The sequence below is a fragment of the Flavobacterium sp. XS2P24 genome, assembly GCF_030010285.1.
Taxonomy (GTDB): domain Bacteria; phylum Bacteroidota; class Bacteroidia; order Flavobacteriales; family Flavobacteriaceae; genus Flavobacterium; species Flavobacterium algoritolerans.
In genome coordinates, this window is record NZ_JASCRU010000003.1 from 1 (window position 1) to 24,539 (window position 24,539).

The 24,539-nt window shown below is 34.4% G+C and carries 19 protein-coding genes; 4 read left to right on the plus strand and 15 right to left on the minus strand.

The features are described from left to right. Window positions 1–10: 10 nt before the first annotated feature. The 6 genes from QLS31_RS03140 to QLS31_RS03165 all read right to left on the minus strand — a co-directional run bounded on the left by QLS31_RS03140 (window position 11) and on the right by QLS31_RS03165 (window position 7,174). Window positions 11–544, minus strand: a complete 534-nt coding sequence (locus QLS31_RS03140) for a transposase (RefSeq protein ID WP_282742526.1) — start codon at window positions 542–544, stop codon at window positions 11–13. Window positions 545–623: 79 nt separating this feature from the next. Further along, window positions 624–2,153: a carboxypeptidase gene (locus tag QLS31_RS03145; RefSeq protein ID WP_282742528.1), complete on the minus strand. Its 1,530-nt coding sequence runs from the start codon at window positions 2,151–2,153 to the stop codon at window positions 624–626. A gap of 290 nt (window positions 2,154–2,443) precedes the next feature. Beyond that, window positions 2,444–2,947 (minus strand): SRPBCC domain-containing protein, encoded by a 504-nt coding sequence (locus QLS31_RS03150; protein ID WP_121341899.1) that lies wholly within the window; start codon window positions 2,945–2,947, stop codon window positions 2,444–2,446. A gap of 119 nt (window positions 2,948–3,066) precedes the next feature. Then, the gene (locus tag QLS31_RS03155; RefSeq protein ID WP_282742530.1) at window positions 3,067–3,576 is read right to left on the minus strand and encodes a GNAT family N-acetyltransferase; all 510 of its coding nucleotides are present in this window, start codon (window positions 3,574–3,576) and stop codon (window positions 3,067–3,069) included. A gap of 121 nt (window positions 3,577–3,697) precedes the next feature. Continuing rightward, window positions 3,698–6,214 carry an FAD-binding oxidoreductase gene (locus tag QLS31_RS03160; protein ID WP_282742533.1) on the minus strand — a complete coding sequence of 839 codons (2,517 nt, stop codon included), beginning with the start codon at window positions 6,212–6,214 and terminating at the stop codon, window positions 3,698–3,700. 18 nt (window positions 6,215–6,232) lie between these two features. Further along, complete coding sequence (locus tag QLS31_RS03165; RefSeq protein WP_282742535.1) at window positions 6,233–7,174, minus strand: hypothetical protein; 942 nt, start codon at window positions 7,172–7,174, stop codon at window positions 6,233–6,235. Window positions 7,175–7,548: 374 nt separating this feature from the next. Between QLS31_RS03165 and QLS31_RS03170 the strand changes: the two genes are divergently transcribed. Beyond that, window positions 7,549–8,088, plus strand: a complete 540-nt coding sequence (locus tag QLS31_RS03170; RefSeq protein WP_282742537.1) for a YSC84-related protein — start codon at window positions 7,549–7,551, stop codon at window positions 8,086–8,088. A gap of 154 nt (window positions 8,089–8,242) precedes the next feature. Here QLS31_RS03170 and QLS31_RS03175 read toward each other — a convergent pair whose 3' ends face one another. After that, window positions 8,243–9,169 carry a helix-turn-helix domain-containing protein gene (locus QLS31_RS03175; protein WP_282742539.1) on the minus strand — a complete coding sequence of 309 codons (927 nt, stop codon included), beginning with the start codon at window positions 9,167–9,169 and terminating at the stop codon, window positions 8,243–8,245. A 183-nt stretch (window positions 9,170–9,352) separates the two neighbouring features. Between QLS31_RS03175 and QLS31_RS03180 the strand changes: the two genes are divergently transcribed. Further along, window positions 9,353–9,871, plus strand: coding sequence for a nuclear transport factor 2 family protein (locus QLS31_RS03180; RefSeq protein WP_282742541.1), 519 nt, complete (start codon window positions 9,353–9,355; stop codon window positions 9,869–9,871). A 135-nt stretch (window positions 9,872–10,006) separates the two neighbouring features. Here the strand turns inward: QLS31_RS03180 and QLS31_RS03185 are convergent, their stop codons facing one another. The 4 genes from QLS31_RS03185 to QLS31_RS03200 all read right to left on the minus strand — a co-directional run bounded on the left by QLS31_RS03185 (window position 10,007) and on the right by QLS31_RS03200 (window position 13,365). Continuing rightward, a complete protein-coding gene (locus QLS31_RS03185; RefSeq protein ID WP_147402356.1) occupies window positions 10,007–10,492 on the minus strand; it encodes a hypothetical protein in 486 nt (161 codons plus the stop codon). Between the two features lie 428 nt (window positions 10,493–10,920). Continuing rightward, window positions 10,921–11,988 (minus strand): serine hydrolase domain-containing protein, encoded by a 1,068-nt coding sequence (locus tag QLS31_RS03190; protein ID WP_282742543.1) that lies wholly within the window; start codon window positions 11,986–11,988, stop codon window positions 10,921–10,923. A 134-nt stretch (window positions 11,989–12,122) separates the two neighbouring features. Then, window positions 12,123–12,521 (minus strand): lipocalin family protein, encoded by a 399-nt coding sequence (locus QLS31_RS03195; protein WP_282742545.1) that lies wholly within the window; start codon window positions 12,519–12,521, stop codon window positions 12,123–12,125. Window positions 12,522–12,699: 178 nt separating this feature from the next. Beyond that, the gene (locus QLS31_RS03200; protein ID WP_282742547.1) at window positions 12,700–13,365 is read right to left on the minus strand and encodes a hypothetical protein; all 666 of its coding nucleotides are present in this window, start codon (window positions 13,363–13,365) and stop codon (window positions 12,700–12,702) included. 736 nt (window positions 13,366–14,101) lie between these two features. Here QLS31_RS03200 and ltrA point away from each other — a divergent pair. Further along, window positions 14,102–15,418, plus strand: a complete 1,317-nt coding sequence (gene ltrA, locus QLS31_RS03205; RefSeq protein ID WP_282742550.1) for a group II intron reverse transcriptase/maturase — start codon at window positions 14,102–14,104, stop codon at window positions 15,416–15,418. 64 nt (window positions 15,419–15,482) lie between these two features. Here ltrA and QLS31_RS03210 read toward each other — a convergent pair whose 3' ends face one another. Both QLS31_RS03210 and QLS31_RS03215 read right to left on the minus strand, forming a co-directional pair. After that, window positions 15,483–15,962, minus strand: a complete 480-nt coding sequence (locus tag QLS31_RS03210) for a hypothetical protein (protein WP_282742552.1) — start codon at window positions 15,960–15,962, stop codon at window positions 15,483–15,485. Between the two features lie 472 nt (window positions 15,963–16,434). Next, entirely contained in the window at window positions 16,435–17,304 is an 870-nt protein-coding gene (locus QLS31_RS03215; protein ID WP_282742555.1) for a DUF808 domain-containing protein, read from the minus strand. Window positions 17,305–17,507: 203 nt separating this feature from the next. Between QLS31_RS03215 and QLS31_RS03220 the strand changes: the two genes are divergently transcribed. Next, window positions 17,508–17,975 (plus strand): OsmC family protein, encoded by a 468-nt coding sequence (locus QLS31_RS03220; RefSeq protein WP_282742557.1) that lies wholly within the window; start codon window positions 17,508–17,510, stop codon window positions 17,973–17,975. A gap of 241 nt (window positions 17,976–18,216) precedes the next feature. Here the strand turns inward: QLS31_RS03220 and QLS31_RS03225 are convergent, their stop codons facing one another. Together QLS31_RS03225 and clpB are read right to left on the minus strand one after the other, a co-directional pair. After that, the gene (locus tag QLS31_RS03225; RefSeq protein WP_282742559.1) at window positions 18,217–21,498 is read right to left on the minus strand and encodes a YCF48-related protein; all 3,282 of its coding nucleotides are present in this window, start codon (window positions 21,496–21,498) and stop codon (window positions 18,217–18,219) included. Window positions 21,499–21,799: 301 nt separating this feature from the next. Further along, window positions 21,800–24,403, minus strand: a complete 2,604-nt coding sequence (gene clpB, locus QLS31_RS03230; protein WP_282742561.1) for an ATP-dependent chaperone ClpB — start codon at window positions 24,401–24,403, stop codon at window positions 21,800–21,802. Window positions 24,404–24,539 lie beyond the last annotated feature (136 nt).

Consider the following 24,539-nt stretch of genomic DNA (forward strand, 5'->3'; position numbering starts at 1 on the left):
CTTAATTCCATTATGGTTTGAGCCTTTTGTTTTGATTGGCTTGTTCGGCTTGAACTAAGGCATTGAACTTTTTTAAAATTTCGTTCTCTGCTCGCAAATATTCCAGTTCCTTTAAAAGTTCTTCTTCCTTGGTTAATGGTTTGTCTGTTTTTCGTTGTTTTCTCTTAAAATTCATAGATGCTGGTCTTCCTTTGGGTTTAGGTTTTAAACCTGCCGAACCTTCTTTTGCATATTTCCATTGCCAACGTCTTATTATCGAACTTGTCGGAATATTGAATGTTAAACAGGCTTGACTCAAAGATAATGACTTGCTTTCAATACTTTTTAGAACTTTTAACTTAAAGTTTATACTATAATTTGCGTTTTTTTGGACAGGCAAAAGACCTTCGTTTCCAAATTTAAGATACCACCTAATCCAATCTTTAAGGCTGGTTGTACCTATGTCATTCTCTTTAGCGATGACACTTAGTGATTGACGATTTTTTAAAACTTCATTTACACAGCGAAGTTTAAATTCATAATTGTAACTGACTTTTCTTTCCATAAAAATACCCCCAAATAATGTCTAATTATTTGGGGGCAGTTCAATTTGAACAGCCTTTTTTATAAAAGTACGAGCAAACCTAATATTTCGCCGATTCTCCGGCTTTAGGCAGGGATTGTTTTATAAATTGTCTAATATCTTCGTTGGCAGTTTCCAAATCTACTTTTCGTAAGTACATCATGTGACCGCTTCTATAGCCTTTCCAGGACATTCTGTCTTTAAGTCTTCCGCTTGGGTCCATTTGCCACATGTTGTATTTTGAGTTAAAATAATCGCAGGCTCCATCATAATACCCAGACTGAACCATTACATGCAAATATGGATTTTGTGCCATGGCTTGACGCAAGTTTTCTCCGGTTTTATCATTGGAATCATCCCAAGGTCTCACAGAACCAAACATATTGTATTTAAAATCGGTTTTGTAGTTTAGATTATTACGCAAGTACATATTGATGGCAGGAGTAAAGGAGTGGAGCCACGAAGTAAGTTCAGCATTAAAATCAGGTCCGTCACCAGCCGCTTTACGGTCAATTCCTTTGTAGCGGGAATCTAATCTTCCTACCGTAAAACCTTGATCGCGCAATAATTCTTTCCAGAAATAATCATACGGTACGTCTAAATTATTTTGCAAAACCACTTTTTCCGAAAGTCCGGAATAGCGTGCTATTTTAGCGGCCATTTCTTTTCTTTTTTGGTCGTCTAATGCGCCTCCTTTGCTCATTGCGGGAAGCAACTCATTGATGGTGAAGTCTTCCACTTCTGGTAACATGGCTGTTAAATCTTTGTTCTGTAAATCAGCAGGCAGCATTTTGTGATACCAAGCAGTAGCAGCAAAATAAGGCAGTTTCAGTGCCGCTTCAGAAGCGACTCCACGAGTGATTCCCAGTTCAGTTGGCGATACGAGAATAACACCGTTCAGATACATCCACTCGCTGTTTTGCAATTCTAGCGCCAATCCCGAAACGCGTGTGGTACCGTAGCTTTCACCAATCAAATATTTTGGAGAAGCCCAACGATTGGTTCTGGATACAAATCCATTAATCCAATCGGCTAGGTATTTAATGTCGGCATTTACACCAAAGAATTTAGTGGTTGGTATTTCTTTGCTCGTTGCTCTTGAATACGCGGTATTGACCGGATTTACAAAAACAATATCGGCAACATCCAAAATCGAATATGGATTTTCCTTGATTCCATAAGGCTGTAACGGATAGCCTTCATCATCAATATTGATTAAACTTGGACCGGTATAGGCAATCTGCATCCAAACCGAAGCCGAACCTGGACCTCCATTGAAGGAGATAACCAAAGGACGTGCGGCACGATCCTTTACATCGGAGCGTTCGTAATAGGTATAAAATAAACCGGCTATAGCTTTTCCGTCTTCATCCCAAACCGGCATTGTACCAGTGGTCGCTTTGTAAGGCACTTTTTGACCTTTGATAGTTGTTGTATGTTCAGTCACTACATGCGAATCCGGATTGAAAGTAAGATTTGCGGCTGAACTTTCTTCTTTTGGCGCGGCAGGAGTTGTAGGTGTTTTTGAAGGCTGGGCATGCAAAGCGGTAAAAAATCCAACGAAGAGCAAGGATAGTATTGTTTTTTTCATAAAAGAGATTGGTTTGGGGTATTTCAATACCGTTTTTCGGATATAATTTTGACAGCACTAATATATTGCTTTTTAATAGAGTGACAAAAAGCAGCATAGTAATTTCCAAACCATGAAACCTTATTTGGGCGTAACCCCAAAGCACAAAATTCCCTTTCCCATTCCCGCAACTGCAGCTTTGGGGTCGGGCTTTTGGCTCTATCTTTATTTTTTTAAAGAAAAAAAATAAAGGATGCCGTCGCAATCCCTTACGCGAGCCGCCCGACAATAGATAGAATCTTTGGTAATCGCTAGATTTTATTTTCTTGAAATAAAGCTTCCAATTGTTCCAAACAAGCCGTAATACCTTGTTCAAAGCCCATTTCAATCATGGTTTCAATCTCTTTTTCATTAGAATAAAACATCTTGAATTCAACCAAAGTACCGGATTCTGTTGTCGTAAAAACAATAGTTCCTGTAGCAACCGGCAACGAAGTGTTTACAGTTCCCTCTTCGTCACAAAAACTATCTTTAATTTCAAAACTTAAATGGGGTGTTATGGCTGTATAATCCATTCGTCCCCAATGTTTTTCATTTTCGGGACCCACCATTGCGTACAACCAATAACCGCCAACAGAAAAGTCCATCGATTTGGTTTCGGCTTTCCAAGGTTTTGGTGCCCACCATTGTTCCAATAATTCACTTTCAGTATACGCACGCCAGACTTTTTCAAGTGGCGCAGAAAATGTTCTGGAAACCAGAATTGTTTTTTCTTCTAAATCTTTTACAACAAGTGTTTTGCTATTAGTTGCCATTTTATTTCGATTTAAGATTGATTATTACTAGTTCTAAATAAATATCTAATTCCTATACAATGCGAATTAAGTCTCGAAAGCTCTTTTTGTGCCGTTAGGCACTATATCTTGGTAAAAAATTATCCAATACTTTTCTCCAAGACAATAAATTCCAATGGCTGTTCCGAAATCGGAATATGAACATCGCTTGCCGGAAATGGTTCTCTTGCTCCCGTATCCACATAACCATTGCGTTTGTACCAAGCAATTAATTCTTCCCGAACAGCTATTACTGTCATTACAATTTTTGGTAGTCCCATTGCCGAAGCATGAATTTCAGCTTGTTGCAATAATTTTTTTCCAACGCCACTATTTTGCAATTCTGGCGAAACCGTCAGCATTCCTAAATACAATTGTTGCTCTTTTTCAATCAACAATACACAACCTATAATCTGGTCATTCTCTGTAAATTTAAGAATAGTATTTTTTGGATTTTGAATTATTTCTATCAGTTCTTGTTCAGTGGTTCTGAGTCCTTCTAAAATATTAGCTTCAGTGGTCCATCCTTTTTTAGAAGATTCGCCGCGATAGGCTGAATTGATTAATGTATTTAATAAGGAAACGTTTTCTATTGTTGCTTTTGTAATCATGGATAAGAATTCTATTCTAGGGTTATTGCTTTATGTTTTTCAAAGGTAGAAAAAAGGATAATACAATTGCATTTCTGGAACTATCGAACCGAGAGAAATTATTGATATCCTAGCGATTGGATTAATAATCATAAACATGTTCAATTGTAGCTTTTTTATTTATTGCATTTTTAATAAAAGGTAATAGTTTGTCAATAGGTAAAAAGTATATATCTCTTTTTAAGTTGTCATTAGTTACTATTCTTGATTTGTATAGTAACGTTATATTTTTAGAATTTATTTCTTGAGAGTTATTCATAATTACAGAAACTGCAACTTCATCATTTCCAGAAATCTCATAAATTTTTACATTTTGATTCGAAAGTTTAATCATTTCGGTTGTAAATGCTTCCCATCGAGTAACAGTAATTATCATTTTGTTGCCATATTTTTTGATGATTTTTAAATTTTTACTTTCTTTAACGGAATCAACATTAGAAATAATTAAATAAATAGTATTTGCTGGGGTTTCGTAAGTTGACTTTGCAGCCCATTGAATGAGTTGTGAATAAAAAGCTTTGAATGAAAACTCGAATGTAAAAAACAATGTTCTTTCCCATTTTCTAATCATACTACAATTTGATTTTTCGGAAGTATTCCACACTTTTTTAATCCATGGCAAAAATTTAAATTCATACCAAGCGGTTTGATATATAAAATCACTATACGTTCTTTGAGCTTCAATTATTATTTCTTCTTCTTTAGATATTTTTTCTTCTGAAAATAGAGCAAAGAATCTTCCTATCGTATTTTCATAAATGATTTTTGCTCCATATTCCATAGTCATACTAACACCAATGACTTGTAACATCGTTTTGTATTCACTGTTTTCAGGATATGCCTTTGAGGTCAATTTTATGGAGCGATCATAAAGGTTCCAATATTCATCAATAGATTTATAGAAAGGAAAGTCAGATGGGTTTTTACCACTTTCGAGGTAATCAGCATACTCTTTTGGATTAAAAACTAAATACCATTCGGGAACTGTAAGAATCGTTTGTTCTTCAGCTCTGAAGTATTCTTTTATTTTATTCTTTTCTTGAGACAGATTGTTTTTTGCATAAGGATTATACTTGTACAGTAACTTATTTGTAAATCGTTGGTTAGGATCTAGTTTATTTTTTATTGCGAAGTATTTAGCACTATTTGGATAACCTTTTTGAAACTGCTCAATTGTTGCGTGAGGTTGATAAGGCAGATACCAGGTTCCGTTTTCGCTTAAAATAGCATCCGTCATTTCAAGTGTCCATTTCTTTACCTTGTCTTTTGCCTCTTGATTTGTTTTTTGCTTATAATAAATTACAAAAGCGAACATTTCTTTATTCGCCCACGAAAGATAACTTTCATTATCAGGTAAAGCATGTCTTAACGAAACATTGATAACATTGACATTATTCTTCTGAAAAATTGCGCTCATTTTTGGAATAAACGATTTTACATTTTCAACGGGAATGAAGTATTCTTGCAAGACATACGTTTCCTTTTCTCGAGAAGAAGGTTCTAATTCGCGTACATCATAACTTGCTTCTTTATTTCTCCATCGTACTATTTTAGGGAAATAAAACAAGGGATCAATAGTGTATTCTCGGATCCATTTTCCTGAATTACCCCAAGAAACGACTCCTGATAATCTTGATTCCAACCAATAACTTTCATCTTCAGATATTAATCGCTCTTTATCGGTTAATGGTTTTGTAGTTTTTACCCATGAAATACTCATTATTTCATCATATTTTGGCGGATACAAATTGCCATTTTGAAAAACAACGTCTTTATTATTTCTAATATTTTTATCAAAATAAGCTTTGTAATCTTCAATCTTCATGACTTGATTGAATCTTTCTACTTTTACATTATCAACTAATTGTAAAGTAGCTTCAGTAATCACACCTATTCCTCCATAACCACCTATTACAGCATTAAAAACATCTCGATTTGTTTTTCGGTTGGCAATTATAATATCGCCATTTGCAGTGATTATTTTTAATTCTAAAACTGACGAAATAATTGGACCATGACCAATATATCTCCCATGGCAATTTACAGATATAGCACCTCCTACAGTAAAATTAGAATAGGTTTGCATTATTTTTATGGATAAATCTAAAGGGTCTATTTCCTTTTGAATATCTCTCCACCTAATTCCTGCTTGTACAGTAATCTGTTTTTTAGTTTTATCAATATTGATAATTTCATTAAAAGATCTCATATCAATATGCAAGCTATTTTCAAAAGCAGTTTGCCCTCCCATACTGTATTTACCACCACCTATTGAAATTGGTCCAGTTGTAGTTTTTATGGCATGAACAATTTCATTTACCGTTTTTGGTTTGATGATTTTATTAACTTGAATAGGGTTTATTTGAGTAATATCATTTAGGGTCTTATTGGCAAGTGTCTTATTGAATGTAGGATCGCCCGAAAATTTTATTAATAAAAAAATGTATAAAGCAAATGCAATTAGACTATAGAAAGGAATTGATATGATTTTTTTGCTATTAATAAATCGAATCAATTTCCTAATTCCGGAGTATATAAATTTTATTGTTTGTATAAAATAGGTAAAAAGCAATTGAATTAAATGGAATTTTTTTTTCATGGAAACGTATTGCAGTGATTAGATTTTTGTGAATACCATTAAAGCATTTTTGGTGGGATCTCCTTTTTGATACAGTGTTTTTTTATTAAATTTAAATCCAATTGTTTCAACAAATTTGCAAATAAAGTCCAGCGAGTAAAAATTTCTAATCTCTTTGCTATTGTATTCCCATGATTCATTGACTCCCATATTAAAGACATCATGGGCAAGAGCGACTAATACTTTTTGATCTTCGGTATAGCAATTATGATCTCTTAAGATAAGTTTTCCACCAACCCTCATAGTATCTCTGATCGAAGAGATGTAAGGAACGCGTAAATCCAATGGACAATGGTGGAAGCCTATATATATGGTTACAAGATCTAGACTATTAGGAGGTATGTGATCGGAAAATTTGGTTTTATAATTGGTAAATTGAATATATTCTGCTCCTACGACTATTTGACCGCGTTCAACCATTTCTGTAAATGAATATTTTGGTTTTCTGCCATCAGCATAATATCTTTTTCCTTTAATGGAGACACTTTCTTCAAGATAATCTAAATATCTTCCAGAAGAACCTACTTCTAAATAACCATTATAAATACTACCTTCTCCAAGTAGGGAAACTGTTTCTTTAGACATTTCATTTTTTTGGTGCATCAAAGCGGGAAGTTGATATCGAAAACTTGATAAAATCGGTGAAATATCTTCTAACTTTGATTGGGTAGCCGTATAAATTTCTTTATCAGTATTTTTTAAGATGGTGTTGTCATAAATTAACTTATGGAACTGTTTTTCAGGATATAAATTGAATACATTTTTAAGAAATAAAAAAAACTCATTTTTGAGTTTGATATTGGTATAAATATATTTGAAATTACTTCTAACTACTGAATTAGAATTGAATATGCTGTTGGAAAACAACTGTGTAGATGTGATAAAAAGTAGTGTTGTTTTAATAAAATTTCGTCTCTTCATAGTTAATCAATAATATAATAATCGATTTCTTGTTAAATGTAAATATAGGACTTAATTCAAAATCTATTCAAAATTTTATTTGAATTACCTTAAAAAAAATCCCATTCCTCATAGCTCAGGTTATAGATTTTACGAGAATAATGTTTTTGCGCAATCCGACCAAGAGAAATTATGGATAACCGAGCGAACTAGGATTGTTAACCTATTGGAAATTAAAAAGGTACAAATCGCTTCTTTCTTTTGATGAAATAATTATACTTTTAACAAATAAGTGAATTTATATAATATTGATAATCAGTATATTTAACTATTAAACAAGAATTTTTTTTTACCTTTGAGCAAAGAAACTGTACAACAATTTAATACATACAATTATGAAAAATTTAAATATTTTTTGGGTAATACTAATGGCTTGTGTACTAAACATAGTGCCAGTATTGGGGCAATCGACAGCTAAAAAGAATAAAATTATTGCTGACAGCAAAACAGCAAAAGCGGAGTTCATTAAAAGTGACCCGTTGATGAAAGCACTTTTTGATAAAGCCTACGGTTATGTTATTTTTCCAAATGTTGGGAAAGGAGGACTTGCCGTAGGTGGTGCCGCAGGAAACGGGGTTGTCTATGAACATGGCAAGATGATTGGCATGGCCAAGTTGACGCAATTGAGCATAGGCTTTCAGGCTGGCGGACAAGCCTATCGGGAGGTGATATTTTTTGAAACAAAAAACGAAATGAACCGGTTTAAAGAGAGCCGATTCGAGTTTTCCGCACAAGCCTCAGCGGTTGCCGTAACTGAAGGCGCTTCGGCGAATGTAAAATATACCGATGGCGTTATGGTGTTCACCATGCAAAAGGGCGGACTCATGTACGAAGCATCGATTGGCGGACAGAAGTTTAAGTTTAATAAAATGTAACACTCTTATTATAAATGTAAGTCTATTTGTCATTCCGACGAAGGAGGAATCTCTATTTGTTGCAAACACTTGTTGAGATTCCTTCTTCGTCGGAATGATAAATAATGGAGATTATTCCTTAACGTAATCAGATTACACATACAATAACGGAGGATTACTGTGAAATGTCTAAATTTAAAAATCGGTATTCATTAGGCGAATAACCAACTTGTTGCTTAAACAAGCGTGTAAAATGTTGAGGATATTTGTAGCCTAATTCATAGGCTATTTCGCTTACCGATTTCCCAGTGTCAAACAACAGCTCTTTAGCTGTCTCAATTATTTTTAAATGGATATATTCCAAAGCCGATTTACCAGTTTCTTTTTTGATAAGGTCTCCAAAATAGTTTGCAGATAAATTCAATTCGTTGGCAAAAAATGCCACCGTAGCTATACCAATTGCTTGCGGGTTTTCAGATTGAAAATATTCATTTAACAATATGTCAAATTTTTCTACAACACCAGTATTAGCATGCTCACGAGTAATAAATTGGCGGTCGTAAAAACGAGTGCAATAGTCCAGAAACAATTCAATATTTGATACCAATATTTTTTTACTATGCTTGTCTATCGATTGTTTGAGTTCAAAAACTATTTTCTTGAAACATTCCTGTATCAATTTTTTTTCTTGTTTTGAAAGGTGCAAGGCTTCGTGTACATCATAGGAGAAAAACTGGTATTCTCTAATATGTTGTCCTAATGAAGTTCCTTTTATCAAATCAGGATGAAATAAAAGGGCATAACCAGTTGGCTGATAGTTTTCGCCATCTTCTATAATGCTCACTATTTGATGTGGGGCAATAAACACTAAAGTTCCCTGCTGATAATCATAACTATTTCGTCCATATTTTATTTCGCAATTGGTGTCCTCTTTTAGAAAAATGGAATAGAAGCCGAAGCTTACTGCTTCTGCCGATTCTCTTCCTCTTTTCTGAGGTTCTACATTTGAAAAATCAATAAAACTAACCAAAGGATGTAATGTTTCAATATCGATCTTATCATTATACTCACTTATTGTTGCTATGTGGGCTATTAGCTTCATATTGTTCTAATTATCTAGTACAAATTTATTAAAACTATTGGATGTGTCGGCTATGGTTGTATCTATTCTGTAATAATGGTATGTCATTCTGTAATACGGGTAATAATTTTTGGATAAAGTGCCAGTAGCTTTGCACTTCAAGAAATAAGAATTAATTAGTATAACAATCAAAACAAAATCAAGATGAAAAAAATTATTTTAGCATTCGCTTTAATGACTCTTTGTTTATCAGTAAACGCACAAAAAATGAACAACGATAACAAAAAAATTGCAGCAATTGAAGACAGAATTGCCCTCAAAAACATAGTAGATACATTTTCAGTTTTAGCTGATGTAAAAGATGTGAGAAACCAAGTATTGCTTTTCACTGATAATGCCGAAGTTTCTTCTGTAAATAATGGTCAGACTGGCACAACTTTTATAGGAAGAAAACAAATAGGCGAAGCATTTGCTGGTTTTCTCAATCTTTTTGATGTGGTGTATCACATAAACGGACAGCAAACTGTTACTTTAAATGGGAATAAGGCTTCGGGGATTTCATACTGTCAAGTAGTATTAATTGGAACTGAAAATAATAAAAAAATGAAAACCACAATGGGCGTAATCTACCATGATGAGTATGTTAAAGAAAACGGTCATTGGTTAATCAATAAAAGACAATCTAATTTTACATGGACAGAAAAAACAGAAATGAAACCTTAAAAAGACGTTATGTAAAATATTAAAACGGTCTGATATAAAAAAGCTACATCTTTTAGGAATGTAGCTTTTTCTGTTTTTTGTTGTACTGCCTCATTGTTGTGGACAGGGATAGCATTTCCGCGCTATCGAAATAAATCATTTCTTTTTCGTCTCAAATAAAATGTATTTTTTGAATACATATTTCCAAGGCATAAAAAGTATTGGGATAATAATTCCGGTGAACATATACGCCATTCCTTCGGCTGGTGAACCTTTGAGCGTCCCGGCCGACCATAAAGGATAAGCAACAACAATAAGCCAAAGTCCTTTGTAAAAAATCATAAAAAGCATAATGGGTAACATGCGCAACGTATGGAATACACCCAAAAGCGCCAGTGTGGAGTAAGCTGCCCAAGTGCACCAAGCTACAGCTCTTGTAGGATCCCATTCCCCTTCATGGGTAAGAATAACGGTCCAGGAATCTGTGGCAACAAAAACAAACATTAACGCGAAGAACAACCGCATCACATAAATATTGATTCTGCGAACGCCTTCGTAGTTTTCGTAGTCTGGAAGAAAAATATTTTTGATACTGAACTTTGATTGCTTTAACTGCGGTGGTATTTGCTCTGTTGTGTTCATTGTTTTTTCTATTTGGTTTTTATTGTAGTACCAAGGTATAAAAAAAGCTACATCCTTTTGAGTCAGTAGCTTATTTTGTTTTACAGTATTATTCTATAATTTAATTTTTAATCTCTTATTTCCTTTTGCTAGTGGTCACGAGCGGGATACTCGCGCTAGCCTTTAGATTTGTTCTTTGAAAAATCAGTAAATTTAAATTAACAGCCAAACTGACCATTTGAATTTTTTTCCTGAGCCACAGTATTTGTACTAAAGGAAAGTATAAATAAAGTGACTACAACAGTCAATAACGTATGGGTTGGTTTAAATGTTTTCATGTTTATTGCGTTGAAGTTTACATTATAATATTCAAGAGTCCTTTTGATAGTTGTCAATAAGTTGCTTGTTTTTGTTTGTTAACGAGAGGACTTTTGACATTATTGTTATTTCTATTCTGTTAGGTATAAATTTGCTATTTCTTCTATGAAATTTTCTGGACGAGAACCCACTAAATTTGTCAAAATCACTACAGAAACATTGTCTTTTGGATAAATATATAAGGCGTTTCTATTACCACCGACCGAAGCAATTACAGGGTTTTTAACTCTTGAAGAGGAATAAAAACCAATCGAACTTTGGTTCAGAAAACCGTTTTCTTGATATATTTCTCCATTATCTAATCGTATTGGAGCCCAAAGCGTATTTAGATTTTCGGCATTAATTAATTGATTACTTTGTAATGCGATTATCCATTGTGCCATTTCAGTTGCCGTTGAATAGATTCCACCTGCAGGAAACAAATTTGAAGGCATTGGTTGATATACATTGGTTAGAACATTATTTCTAAAATAAGAATACGGCTTTGCGGAGTGCTTTATTATGTTGTAAAAATCTCCAATCCCAGCTTTGATAGAATTCTTCATTCCCGCTTTTTTATACTGGTTTTCTGTAATGAATTTTTCAAATGGCTGTCCACTTATTTTTTCAATTAGCATTCCAAGTATCAGGTAATTCGATTGACTATCTCTGAATTCTTTACCAGGTTTAAAAATAAGAGGCAATTCTTTTATTTTTTGGAATAAAGTTTCACTGTTTTCAGATAACATATTTCCTTGTGAATCCCAAATTTCAGGAAGTCCTGATTGATGAGTCACTATTTGTTTTACGGTAATATTTTGCCAAGCATTTGGCAGTTTATTCAAATATTTTGAAATAGGTTCATCGAGATTTAATTTACCATTTTCTACTAATTGCATAATAGCAACTCCTGTGAATGCTTTAGTAATAGAATTAATGCTAAAAACAGTTTGGCTATCAACAGCAATCGAATCTTCGATAGATGCTAATCCGTAATGACTTGCTTTAACAATCACATTGTCTTTAATCACTGCTAATTGCAAACCAACAATTTTATTTTTTTGCATCAAGTCTTTAATAGCATTATCCACTTTGTCAACTTGGGAATAAGTAAAATTACTAAAAGTAAAATAGGCAAGGAGTAGCATTATTTTTTTCATGTATTATTCTGTTTTTTTGGTTGGTTTTAAATAGTCTGCAGATATTTCTTATTTGGATTTTCTCATGACGATTCCGAAGTCGGGAGACTTCGGAGAGCGGGGCGGTCTACTCGATTGGCAGAAGTTTTTTTATATTATTTTACTTTAATATATTTTGCTTTACAACCTTCAATACATGGATAAAGTAGGATTAAAGTATTTCCAGTTAGCTCATATTTTATTGTAGAGTCTTGACAATTAGTTGAATTTATTGTAGAATTTGTTTCAGTGTAAGTTCCATTAGAACTTATATTCGACTCAACTGACATATCACAAATTGAACCATTAGAAGTTATTTTTCTATTACTGTAAAAAGTTAATTTCTTATTGCTATTTACAGTATTAAATATTCCACTTCCATCACCTGGGTCAGCTAATATTTCTTTTAATTCCCAAGTTCCTAACAATGGACTAGTTGTATATTCGTTATCGTTTTTGGTGCAAGAAATTAATGTGAAAATAATTGTTGCAATTGCAAAGATTTTTGTTTTCATAATTTGTGAATTTAAATTTCTGATTCTATAGGTTGCTTTTAGGTAACGTTCTGGTATTAAAGCGGGTTTGGTACTAAATTAAGCCCATTATTCGGATTTGCCTAATCTTCAAAATACAAAACCAATTTCAAATTAAGCCTAATACCCAAATTGCTTGTAGCGTGTGTTGGCGGTTGTTTTATTTTATGTTCCGTTTTATTTCTGTTTTCATTTTTACAAGGGTTGCATTACTAATAGCATCAGAAAAATGTCGATGAACATAAATGTTTTCGTGCTGATTTAATTCGCTGATATTCATTCTGCTTTTATCTATTTCCGCTAATTTTCTGAATAATCCAGTTTCTCTATTTAAAAATTTAAAATCTTCAAGTAAACCCCAAGCTACGAATATTGTTTTTTCAAAGTCCTTTAATAGATTGTCCAATTCTATTAAGTGCTTTCTGTTTTCTGCGGAAATTAAATATTCTAAAAAGATTTTGTTGTTCGTTTTTGCCATTCCAGTAGTGGGAAATCCAATAAGTTCAACAAATGAAATTTTGCTTGCCAAACTACTTTCAACATTTAGTTTAGAGAAAATTTTATGATAACGTTTTCCGTCTCCTTTATAATTTGGCAATAAAAAAGGATGATGAATATTGTAAGTTTTCCAAAAAGTTACTCCGTCAGTTAAATATTCAGAAACGTAATTAAACATTTCTTTAGTTTCCACGTCAAATGCCCAATTTGGATCTCGTCCTACAAATAAAACTTGCGCGTCCACAGGATTTGCTCCTTGGTAATTCCTTTTTGAATAAAGTTCATTTAGTAATTTTGACGGATGCTTTTCGAATATAGATTTTTCCATTTTTCAAATATCATTGCTTCTTTTAAAGTGTTGATTTTACTACGGTTTTTCCAAAAATAACTGCTAATGTCCCGCTAGTAGGCGATGGTCGGGCTAAGTAAAAACAAATTTTCGGATAATCACCATTTTTCCAAATACAAAACCAACTTCAAATTAAGCCTAAAACCCAACTTGCTTGTAGCGTGTGTGTGTGCCCTGCATGAGCAGTACACACTCTATAAGCTCGAAGAAAAATTCGAAAATACAAATTTCGGATTAGAAATCAAACTTATGGAGTGTTATTTTTCCAGAGGGTGTAAGTCCCTTACAAGCGGATTGAAAACCCGAATTGTTAGCAAGTGGCAAGGTTGTTATCTGCGAAGATAGAACTGAAGGAAGCCAAACGGCAAAGTCTGGTACTGACGAACAGAAACGACATAAGAGGCTGTTATACGAGGATAAGCAAGCACACCGTTGTAACGTCCGAAGATTACCAAAATCGTATTTCAGTAGATGTCGCAGGGATTGGACAAAGGAAAAAGCTCTTACCAGGGGAGGTCTTCACAACTACGAATTGGTTAGGTGGAGAAGTCAGCAGAAGTCATAGTACTTGGGGGAACGAGTTACCAATAGAAACGGTATAAGTCTCACAAACAAGGAAGGACTGAACGCAAGTGGTTCTCAATTTTCATCAGAATAACGCAAGTTATAGCCCTGAAAAAGCGGAACAGGAAGAATTTTATGTAAAACAACAAGTATGATTGCACAAGTAACACATCCTTACAATCTCCAAAAGGCGCTACGTCAAGTAGTAGTCAATAAAGTCAGTGCGGGCGTTGATGGGCTAAAAACCACTCAACTCGCGGATTATGTCCGTGAACACAAAACCGCATTACTGGAAGATATTAAGAATGACCGTTACTTGCCGCAACCCATTCTTGGAGTAGAGATTCCAAAAGGGAATGGTAAAACACGACTTTTAGGAATCCCAACAGTAGTCGACAGACTGCTTCAACAAGCCGTATCACAAGCGATGATGCCGAGATTTGAAAAGGATTTTAGCGTGAACAGCTTCGGATTTCGACCCAACAAAAACGCCCGCCAAGCGGTGGGCAAAGCCTTGGGAAACATTCACGAAGGCTACAATTATATTGTAGATATTGACCTAAAGACCTTCTTTGACGAAGTCGACCATTGCTTGTTGCTGAACCTAATTTACCAAAAGGTAAAATGCCCAACCACCTTGCGATTAATCCGCAAATGGTTGCGAGTGCCGATACTCATCAAAGGAAAACTGGTCAAACGACGAAAAGGCGTTCCGCAGGGAAGTCCAATTAGTCCTTTATTGTCAAACATTTTACTCCACGAATTGGACAAAGAATTGACGAGAAAAGGCTTGAAGTTTGTCCGTTATGCCGATGATTTTAGTATTTACACCAAATCGAGATACCAAGCCAAAACGGTTGGAAACGCTATCTTTCTATTTTTGAGAGACAAGCTGAAACTGACTATTAATCTGGAGAAGAGCGGGATTAGAAAACCGATTCAGTTCACGATATTGGGATTTTCGTTTGCATCGACCTATCAAAAAGGAGTAAAAGGCAGGTATCAATTAACGGTAGGGGACAAAGCTTGGGCAAAACTCAAGCAGAGTTTAAAAGAAGTGACACGCAAAACCGCACCGAGAAGTTTCGAGGAACGCATCCGTAAAATCAATGAGATTCAACGAGGATGGTTAAACTATTTTCGGGGAACGAGTATTCAAGGAAAGTTACGAGATATTGATGGATGGTTGCGCAACCGACTGCGCTACTGCATTTGGACGGACTGGAAAAAGCCTGAACGCAAAAGGAAAAACCTGATGCGACTAGGGACTGATAAAGACCTTGCTTATGCTTGGAGCAGAACCAGAAAAGGAGGATGGCGAATCGCCCAGAGCCCAATTCTAACCACTACAATTACCCTACTACGGCTCAAGAAGAAAGGCTATCAGTCTATGTTGGAGATTTACATGGAACTCAACCCATCACTTTGCGAACCGCCGTATACGAGACCCGTACGTACGGTGGTGTGAGAGGCGCACTCCGTCAGTTTCTGGCGGAGCCGTCTACTCGATTATGGGCAGGTTATTTATGTATTTAGTTGTCCATAAATTCTTTTTCCAATTCTAAGTATTCTTTGTTTTTGTAACTCGCAAATGGTCGAAGTTTATTTAGCATATAAATTTTTACTGGAAGATTCATTCTGATACATTGACTATGAAATTCTTCCACATTTTCTTCATCATATTTATGTCTGAATAATATATTTCTAATATCAGGATAATCTTTTTCTATTAACGCTTTGAAAGCAAAACAACGCACAACAGGGCGTTCACATTCTGTTAAGGAAATTAATTCTTTAATGGATGTTTCTGCCACAAACTTTTTAAAACTCTTTACTGTGTCAATTCCGAGTGTCAAATAAATATTTTCTTTCCTAAATTCATAATACACTTTACCAAGCTTTTCATTTTTCAATATATTTTCGAGATTTGTTGTCGGCTTAAAAATTTCAACGTCTTTTCCGCAACTTACTATCAAAACTACAATCGATAAAATGTAGAAGTATTTATTCATAGTTTCTTCGTTATTTCGTTGGTAACTTGCCCAAAACTAGTATATAGGCGAAACAAAACTTCCTATATACACCCAAAATATGGGTAGATTGGCGAAGGTTTATTTCGTTTTATGTTCACTCAAATATATTAAAATTTTCTTACAAATTATCAAAAGGATTCTTTATTGAATTCCTTTACAATTTTGAAGGGTATATATATCTTAGTTCAGTTGTAGTCATTTCTGTTTTTTCTATAGAATTTAGGAAATCAAAAAGTTCTAATTTAGCCCCGATGGGAGCAAGTATCCTTTTTATAAATACAACCAGAGAGAGTTGCGTTTATAAAAAGATACTGCGGACAGCGGGACAACTCGTCTTGGAAAAACAAAGTCGTCTGCTCCTAAAAAAAGACATAAAAAAACACCAGCCTTTCGACTGATGTCCTCCTTGTTTTTTAATTATTTATGCGGCTAAAGTGTATTCAATTGTTGCTTACTTTTTGCCAATAATCTTTTTGAACAGGGTTACAATTCCCAAAACAATTCCCCCGATTATAAGTCCGATTAAAAATTCGGTTACAATGGCCGGTAATTGCGGTAACACATGATGTAAGAAATCGATATTATGTACAAATATGCCGCCTGCCACTAATATCAAGGCGATAGTACCTATTACGGATAAACTTTTGATGACTTTTGGCAGTGCTTGTACCAGAATAGTACCGATCGTTTTTGTAAAACTTTTTTCTTTGGAACTCATTTGAATCAGTTTTAAACCTGCTTCATCCATTCTTACAATTAGGGCTACAATCCCGTAAACACCTACGGTTGCAATTATTGCAATGATGGAAACAACCAGAATCTGTGATAAAATAGGTTTTCCAATAACGGTGCCCAGCGCAATAATTACGATTTCTACGGATAAAATAAAATCGGTTACGATGGCTGATTTTATTTTTTCTTTTTCAAAGGCTAAAATTTGTTCTTCGGTCATCGGTTCCAACGAAATTTCGTGCTTTGCATGTTCGTGCGGAAAGAAGTATTCGTATATTTTTTCGGCACCTTCGTAGGCTAAATAAAGTCCGCCAAGCACTAAGATTATGATAACAGCCACCGGTAAAAAAGCACTCAGCAGAAAGGCGATGGGTAAAATGATTACCTTATTAATGAAAGAACCTTTTGCAATTGCCCATAATACGGGAAGTTCTCTTGAGGAGATAAATCCGGAGGCTTTTTCGGCATTTACGGCTAAATCATCACCTAAAATACCAGCCGTTTTTTTGGCGGCAAATTTACTCATTACTGCAACATCATCCATAATTGCTGCGATATCATCTAATAGTGCGAAAAAACCTGATGCCATTTTGATTGTTTTAGAAACTGCGTTGATTTTGGTATTTGCTTTGCCAAAATCTAATCTGCGCGTTTTGATTGTTTATTGATGCGAAGCTAAAACTTTTTTTATTTACTCTATTTATAAAACGGTTGAATTTTTAGTTAATATTCACCCAAAACCTTTCTGTAGTAACGATACTGTTTTTAATTACTTTTGAAATAAAAATAATTATGGGATTCAAACATGTATTTAAAGCTAAATTAGATTGGCTTTTTTCCAAAAAGGAAGCGGCGACGTATACTAAAAGTCATACCATAACGATTGATGGTAAGGCTGTTCTACATGTTTCGGCTGCTAAAGCTTTCAAAGGAGATCCTGCTTTGTACAATCCTGAAGACTTGTTGTTGAGCAGTGTGGTTTCCTGTCACATGATGTCTTACTTGTATGTTTGTAAACAAAATGGGATTGACGTGGTGTCTTACACAGACGAAGCGGAGGCAACTCTGGAAGTTTCGGCTGACGGTAGCGGTCGTTTTATTGCCATTAATCTCAATCCTAAAGTTTGTATCAGCAACAAAGAAAAAATAGAGGAGGCACTTAGCTTGCATAAAAAAGCAAACCAACTCTGTTTTATAGCCAATTCTTGTAATTTTCCAATTCTGCATTTTCCAACTTGTGAAGTTGCAAGTACAAATTAAAGTTGGAATATTTTTTTACTTTTTTGGCAATACTAATTATAGAATAGCAATTAAATCTGCCGTTTTACTCCTGGAAAAATAAGATGGTATAAAAAAACACCAGCCTTTCGACTGATGTTTTCATAAGTTTAAATGTTCTAGATCCTTAAGAAACTAACTCGGTTTGATTCCTAAAAACCAATTTTCCATCAAAAGCATCGATTAATACAATGCTATCTGTAGTTATTTTTCCGGATAGTATTTATTTTAAAATAAGTTTTTTGCTACTAATAGTATTGTCGCTAAATAGCACTTTTACAATATATGTGCCTTTTGCTTGGTTGGAAAGTAAAATTTTAAAATTATTTTTTTGATTTGGATTATCTTGAGTCATTAATACTTTTCCAGTAATGTCAATTAATATAATACTTGCTACATTCTTAATTCCATTTGAAGTAATACTCACTTCATCATTTGTTGGATTTGGATACAAGGTAATTTTATTATTATCGATATCAAAATTATCAATATTTAGCGTGCTAGTTGTAAATTGATATTTACTGGAGTAAAGTTTGTTTCCGTTGTATGTAGCGATTAATCTATAGAAATAGGTTTGATTTGGTAATAGATTAGTTACTGTAGCTGTTATAGTGCTTGTCTCATATCCAAAAGCATAGTTAGGTAAACCGTTAATTGTTGAACCATAGCTGTCTGTGAGACCATATTCAAATTGAATATTTGTAAGATATTTTCCATAGCCATTAATGAGACCCACAAAACTAATAGCAGAAGGCGTCTCTATTGTTGGATTAGAAACCATAATTACATTGCCTGAAGTATTAAAAACGTTTCCTTTACTATAAATAATATCAGTTCCATTTAATGCTTTTATTCTATAATAATAGGTCAAATTTGGGTCTAGATTAGCAATTGTAGCACTTACAGTATTTGAAGTATTTAGAGGTATCTGATTGATAGCAGTCGAGATAGAATTTTCATAATTTATGGTTCCGTATTCAAAAACTATGTTAGTGATGTTTTTATTATAACTAGTTATATAAGCTGATAAAGTAACATTATTACCACTAATAGTAGGATTATATAAATTGATTGTATATTCTGCCCTTGTTTTAAATGATTTTACTGGACTATATATATTTAGTCCTTTATGTACTGCTTTAATTCTCAAATAATAAGTAGTTTCTGGAATCAAGTTTGACAAATTACTTGTGATGTTTTGATTTGTATTTCCTGCTACCAAAGTGTTTAGTGGTAAAATACTAAATTCTGAAAAATCAGCTTTTGTTCCGTACTGAAATTCAATATTGGAAATTTCATTTTCATTTGATTTTATATTTCCTGATACTTCTGCGGTATTTGAAGAATAGGTGTAAATATCATTCATCGATACTACAAAATCTGGAAGTGTAGTGAAACTCAAGATCTGACTTGAATAATCGATGTTGTTATAAGTTGCCACCACTTTATAAAAGTAAGTTGTATTTGGACTAAGATTAGTTAAATCACTAGAAATATCTAATGAAGAATCGAAAGTTACTGAATTAGGATTTGTGTTTTTAATGTTAGCGAGAGCATAATTTGTTCCGTATTCAAATCTAATATTTTGAATAAGTCCTTGATTCGAAGCTACATTTCCAGAAAGTGTTGCACCCTTGTTTGATAGATTTAGAACTGGATTAGCAAGAATTGAAACAGGATCAAATGAAATCTCGCTTTTTAAAATTTTACCATTACTACTACCTACGTAAATGTCTTTTTGAACAATATCGATATAATTTGATGGTGAACCATACGAGTTTATTGTTGTTATATTTTCCCATGTGGCGCCACCGTTAGTTGTCTTGTATAGTCGTCCATAATCATCAAAAATGTATCCTACATTTTTTGAATAAAATTTTACAAATGTGTAATAAACATAAGGTACTGTCAATTTCTCCCAAGTAATTCCGCCATTTTTAGTTTTATACATTAAGCCATTGTCACCAGCAAAATAACCGTTATTTTCATCTAAAAAATGAAAAGAATTAATACTTTGGTCGACATCAATATTTATATTCCAAGTATTACCTCCATCTATAGTCTTGTACATTCTGCCACCTGTATAACCTATACGATTTGCATAACCTACTTGGTTATTGAGAAATTGTATTTGTCCAAATTCTTGATTCAATACTTGCTGCCATGTAATACCTCCATCAATAGTTTTCATTACTTTTTTTTGATTAAACCCTCCTGATATAAAACCAGTATTTTCATCCAAAAAACAAATAGAATCAATACCTTCGTCAATAATGTAATATCCATTGTTTAATATTGCCCAAGTAATTCCACCATCAACGGTTTTATATACTTGTCCTCCGTAAGTTCCTCCCGTTGTAGCGTAGCCTAAATTTTTATTTATAAATTGATATTTACTTGCGAAAACTGATTGCCCAAGATTCAAGGAACCAATATTTTGCCAATTTTGCCCACCGTCCACTGTTTTAAAGAATTTGTCTCCAACTTCAGCAAATCCCATATTGTTATCAATAAACTGCAGCTGCTTGATATCATTATAAGTAGGTGAGTTCTCAGTCCAAGTTTTACCAGCATCAATAGTTTTAATAATTCGTCCACGAGCACCAGTCGCATAACCTCTGTTTTGGTCTAAAAAATGTATGCCATATATTGTTGTGTTAGCATAACGTCCATTTTGGAAACCAGCCCACACCCATGTATTTCCTCCATCCATGGTCTTAAAAATAACTCCATCAGCACCAGTTGCATATCCCATATTTTCATTTAAAAAAGATATTGCATAAATGGCATCAGAAATTCCATTTACTTTGGACCATGTTTCTCCACCATCAATCGTTTTATACATATCGCTATGTTCTTTTGTGTAAAAACCAATATTTTGATTTATGAAATAAACCATTAATAAATCTGATGGAAATGAATTGGAGCTCTGGGTAACATACCAATTGACACCTCCATCAACAGTTTTCAGCATTGTACCATTATTACATGCTGCGTGACCAATTAGAGGAGTTACAAAAAACGTTTTATTAACTGTGCTATTAGGGATTGTTTTATTTGTCCAAGTTAAACCTCCATCTGAGGACTTAATAATACTATTTGAAGTTGAAATAATAATGTCAGTTTCATTTATAATGTTTACTGTGTTAAAATTATCGCTGAACCCTGTGGAAATTTGTGACCAAGAAGTTCCGCCATCATTGGATTTTAAAACATAACCATTATTACCAACAATAAAACCGATGGGACTATAGAAATTTAAGTCATTCCCACTGTTTATATTTTGTTTTTTTTGCCAAGAAACTCCAGCGTCTAAAGTCTCAAGTATTTCATTAGAATTTATAATATATCCATTGCTACTTGAAACAAAACGAATATCTAAACCATTATTACTGGATGGTTTTGGGTTCAATAATTCCCAATTGGTTTGAGAATGTATATGTAACGAGAAACAAAAAAAAGCGGAAACGAATACTAGATTTTTGAAAGTTGTAGAAATATTCATAATTATTTTTGGTGTTTTTTTTAACTTTATTAATAAGTTTTAAAATCTTGTTTATTCTTACTACTGATTTTTTTAAAAAATTACTTTTCTAGTTTAATTTAAATTCCGAAAGTAAATAAAAATAGATGAATATTCGTGTTATTTTTTTTAAATTATTTTGTTTATTTCAGTGTTAATTTCAAATTGCTGTTTTTTCTTGTTGACAATTTTTTAAACAGTGAATAGAATATATTTATATATAGCAACAAAAAAACACCAGCCTTTCGACTAGTGTTTTCATAAGTTTAAATGTTCTAGATTCTTAAGAAACTAACTCGGTTTGATTTCTAAAAACCAATTTTCCATCAAAAGCATCTATCAAAACGATGCTGTCTGTAGTTATTTTTCCGGATAAAATTTCTTTGGATAATTCATTGAGAACGTCTCGTTGAATCACTCTTTTCACGGGTCTCGCTCCAAATTGAGGATCGTATCCTTTCTCAGATAAATAGGCAATAGCTTCTGGAGTGGCGTCCATAGTGATGCCTTGTTGCGCCAGCATTTTGGTCACATTTTTCAGTTGCAACCCTACGATTTGAGCTATATTTTCATTGGTTAATGGCGTGAACATTACGATTTCGTCAATACGATTGATGAATTCAGGACGCACCGTTTGTTTTAACAGCCCAAGAACTTCGACTTTAGCCAATTCGGTTGCAGCTTCCACGCTTCCTTTCAGGTTTTCGAATTTCTCTTGAATAATCTGGCTTCCCATATTTGAAGTCATGATGATAATCGTGTTTTTAAAATCTGCCAAACGTCCTTTGTTATCTGTCAAACGTCCTTCGTCCAAAACTTGTAGCAAGATATTAAACGTGTCCGGATGCGCTTTTTCAATCTCATCCAATAAGATTACGGAATACGGTTTTCTACGAACGGCTTCGGTCAATTGTCCGCCTTCATCATAACCTACATATCCCGGAGGCGCACCCACCAAACGGCTTACGCTGTGGCGTTCTTGGTATTCGCTCATGTCAATACGCGTCATCGCATTTTCATCGTCAAATAGGTATTCCGCTAAGGCTTTTGCCAATTCTGTTTTACCAACTCCCGTTGTACCGAGGAAAAGAAAGGTTCCCACTGGTTTTTTCATATCCTGTAATCCGGCTCGGCTTCTGCGCACGGCATCGCTCACGGCTTGAATCGCTTCTTCCTGTCCTACAACTCTGTGATGCAGTTCGTCTTCCAATTTTAATAGTTTTTCTCGTTCGCCCTGAAGCATTTTCATCACTGGAATTCCAGTCCATTTGGCCACGACTTCGGCAATATCTTCGCGGGTAACTTCTTCTTTTATCAACGAAGTTCCAGATTGGTTTTCTTGTAATTCTTTGAGCAAAACATCCAAGCGTTCCTGTGCTTCTTTAATTTTACCGTAACGAATTTCGGCTACTTTTCCATAATCACCATCACGTTCAGCACGTTCTGCTTCGTATTTAAAGTCTTCAATCTCCGTTTTTACCGTTTGGATGTTGTCAACGACATCTTTCTCTGATTTCCATTTGGCGTAAATTTCGTTGCGATCTTCTTTGAGATTGGCCAAATCCATTCCTAAAACTTTAAGTTTGCTTTCGTCTTTTTCACGTTTGATGGCTTCAATTTCGATTTCCAATTGCATGATTTTTCGATCCAAAACATCGAGTTCCTCCGGTTTGGAGTTGATTTCCATACGCAGTTTTGAAGCGGCTTCGTCCATTAAATCGATTGCTTTGTCCGGAAGAAAACGGTTCGTAATATAGCGTTGCGATAATTCGACAGCCGCAATAATAGCGTCGTCTTTGATTTGGACTTTATGGTGTGTTTCATATTTTTCCTTGATTCCACGCAAAATAGAAATGGCACTTTCAGTATCTGGTTCTTCGACCGTTATTTTTTGGAAACGTCTTTCTAGTGCTTTATCCTTTTCAAAATATTTTTGGTATTCGTCTAATGTGGTTGCCCCGATAGCGCGAAGTTCGCCACGAGCCAACGCCGGTTTCAGAATATTTGCCGCATCCATAGCGCCTTCTCCACCGCCGGCTCCCACAAGCGTATGGATTTCGTCAATGAATAAAACAATATCACCTTCGGCAGAAGTCACTTCTTTCACCACGGATTTTAGTCGTTCTTCAAATTCCCCTTTGTATTTTGCACCGGCAATCAGCGCTCCCATATCAAGGGAATACACGATTTTATCTTTCAGGTTTTCAGGAACGTCTCCGTCAACAATTCGGTGCGCTAATCCTTCCGCAATGGCGGTTTTTCCCACTCCGGGTTCACCAACCAACATTGGATTGTTTTTGGTTCTACGGGTTAGAATTTGCAACACACGACGAATTTCTTCATCACGGCCAATAACGGGATCGAGTTTCCCGGTACGGGCTAATTCGTTGAGGTTTTTAGCGTATTTATTTAAAGAATTATAGGTTTCCTCAGCTGATGCCGAAGTCACTCGTTCTCCTTTTCTCAATTCATCAATTGCGGCTTTTAGTCCTTTTTCGGTAACGCCTTGGTCTTTTAGGATTTGGGCAACTTTACTTTTGGAACCAAATATGGCTAAAATTAAATGCTCCACAGAAACGAATTCATCATTCATTTTTTTTGCAATAATCTCGGCTTCGTTCAGCGTTGAATTTGCAGTTCTGGAAAGCATAATTTCACCGCCGGAAACTTTAGGGAAGCTTTGTATCGTGCTGTCTATTATTTGTTCCAATAAACTCACATTTACGTTGAGTTTTTTAAGCAGAAAAGGAGCCACATTTTCATCGACTTCAAAAATAGCCTTGAAAATATGTTCGTTTTCTATTTGTTGTTGCCCATGGCTTTGCGCCAATTGTTGGGAAAGCTGGATGGCTTCCTGGGATTTGATTGTAAATTTATTTATGTTCATGATGTTATTTGTTTTGTGGTTATTTGACTAACTTTGCGAATCAATATTCAATTTATATTCCAATACAATATTACCGACAAATTGACAGAAATTTCATGATTTTTATCATATTTTAAAGTCAAAATGTCTTAAAATA

What these genes read in the sequence shown, in the direction of transcription:
- QLS31_RS03190 (WP_282742543.1), bottom strand. Translation starts at nt 11,988, where the DNA reads ATGAAAAAAATAATGCTACTCCTTGCCTATTTTACTTTTAGTAATTTT.
- QLS31_RS03140 (WP_282742526.1), bottom strand. Translation starts at nt 544, where the DNA reads ATGGAAAGAAAAGTCAGTTACAATTATGAATTTAAACTTCGCTGTGTA.
- QLS31_RS03165 (WP_282742535.1), bottom strand. Translation starts at nt 7,174, where the DNA reads ATGAAGAGACGAAATTTTATTAAAACAACACTACTTTTTATCACATCT.
- QLS31_RS03195 (WP_282742545.1), bottom strand. Translation starts at nt 12,521, where the DNA reads ATGAAAACAAAAATCTTTGCAATTGCAACAATTATTTTCACATTAATT.
- QLS31_RS03225 (WP_282742559.1), bottom strand. Translation starts at nt 21,498, where the DNA reads ATGAATATTTCTACAACTTTCAAAAATCTAGTATTCGTTTCCGCTTTT.
- ltrA (WP_282742550.1), top strand. Translation starts at nt 14,102, where the DNA reads ATGATTGCACAAGTAACACATCCTTACAATCTCCAAAAGGCGCTACGT.
- clpB (WP_282742561.1), bottom strand. Translation starts at nt 24,403, where the DNA reads ATGAACATAAATAAATTTACAATCAAATCCCAGGAAGCCATCCAGCTT.
- QLS31_RS03215 (WP_282742555.1), bottom strand. Translation starts at nt 17,304, where the DNA reads ATGGCATCAGGTTTTTTCGCACTATTAGATGATATCGCAGCAATTATG.
- QLS31_RS03150 (WP_121341899.1), bottom strand. Translation starts at nt 2,947, where the DNA reads ATGGCAACTAATAGCAAAACACTTGTTGTAAAAGATTTAGAAGAAAAA.
- QLS31_RS03145 (WP_282742528.1), bottom strand. Translation starts at nt 2,153, where the DNA reads ATGAAAAAAACAATACTATCCTTGCTCTTCGTTGGATTTTTTACCGCT.
- QLS31_RS03220 (WP_282742557.1), top strand. Translation starts at nt 17,508, where the DNA reads ATGGGATTCAAACATGTATTTAAAGCTAAATTAGATTGGCTTTTTTCC.
- QLS31_RS03155 (WP_282742530.1), bottom strand. Translation starts at nt 3,576, where the DNA reads ATGATTACAAAAGCAACAATAGAAAACGTTTCCTTATTAAATACATTA.
- QLS31_RS03180 (WP_282742541.1), top strand. Translation starts at nt 9,353, where the DNA reads ATGAAAAAAATTATTTTAGCATTCGCTTTAATGACTCTTTGTTTATCA.
- QLS31_RS03185 (WP_147402356.1), bottom strand. Translation starts at nt 10,492, where the DNA reads ATGAACACAACAGAGCAAATACCACCGCAGTTAAAGCAATCAAAGTTC.
- QLS31_RS03210 (WP_282742552.1), bottom strand. Translation starts at nt 15,962, where the DNA reads ATGAATAAATACTTCTACATTTTATCGATTGTAGTTTTGATAGTAAGT.
- QLS31_RS03200 (WP_282742547.1), bottom strand. Translation starts at nt 13,365, where the DNA reads ATGGAAAAATCTATATTCGAAAAGCATCCGTCAAAATTACTAAATGAA.
- QLS31_RS03160 (WP_282742533.1), bottom strand. Translation starts at nt 6,214, where the DNA reads ATGAAAAAAAAATTCCATTTAATTCAATTGCTTTTTACCTATTTTATA.
- QLS31_RS03170 (WP_282742537.1), top strand. Translation starts at nt 7,549, where the DNA reads ATGAAAAATTTAAATATTTTTTGGGTAATACTAATGGCTTGTGTACTA.
- QLS31_RS03175 (WP_282742539.1), bottom strand. Translation starts at nt 9,169, where the DNA reads ATGAAGCTAATAGCCCACATAGCAACAATAAGTGAGTATAATGATAAG.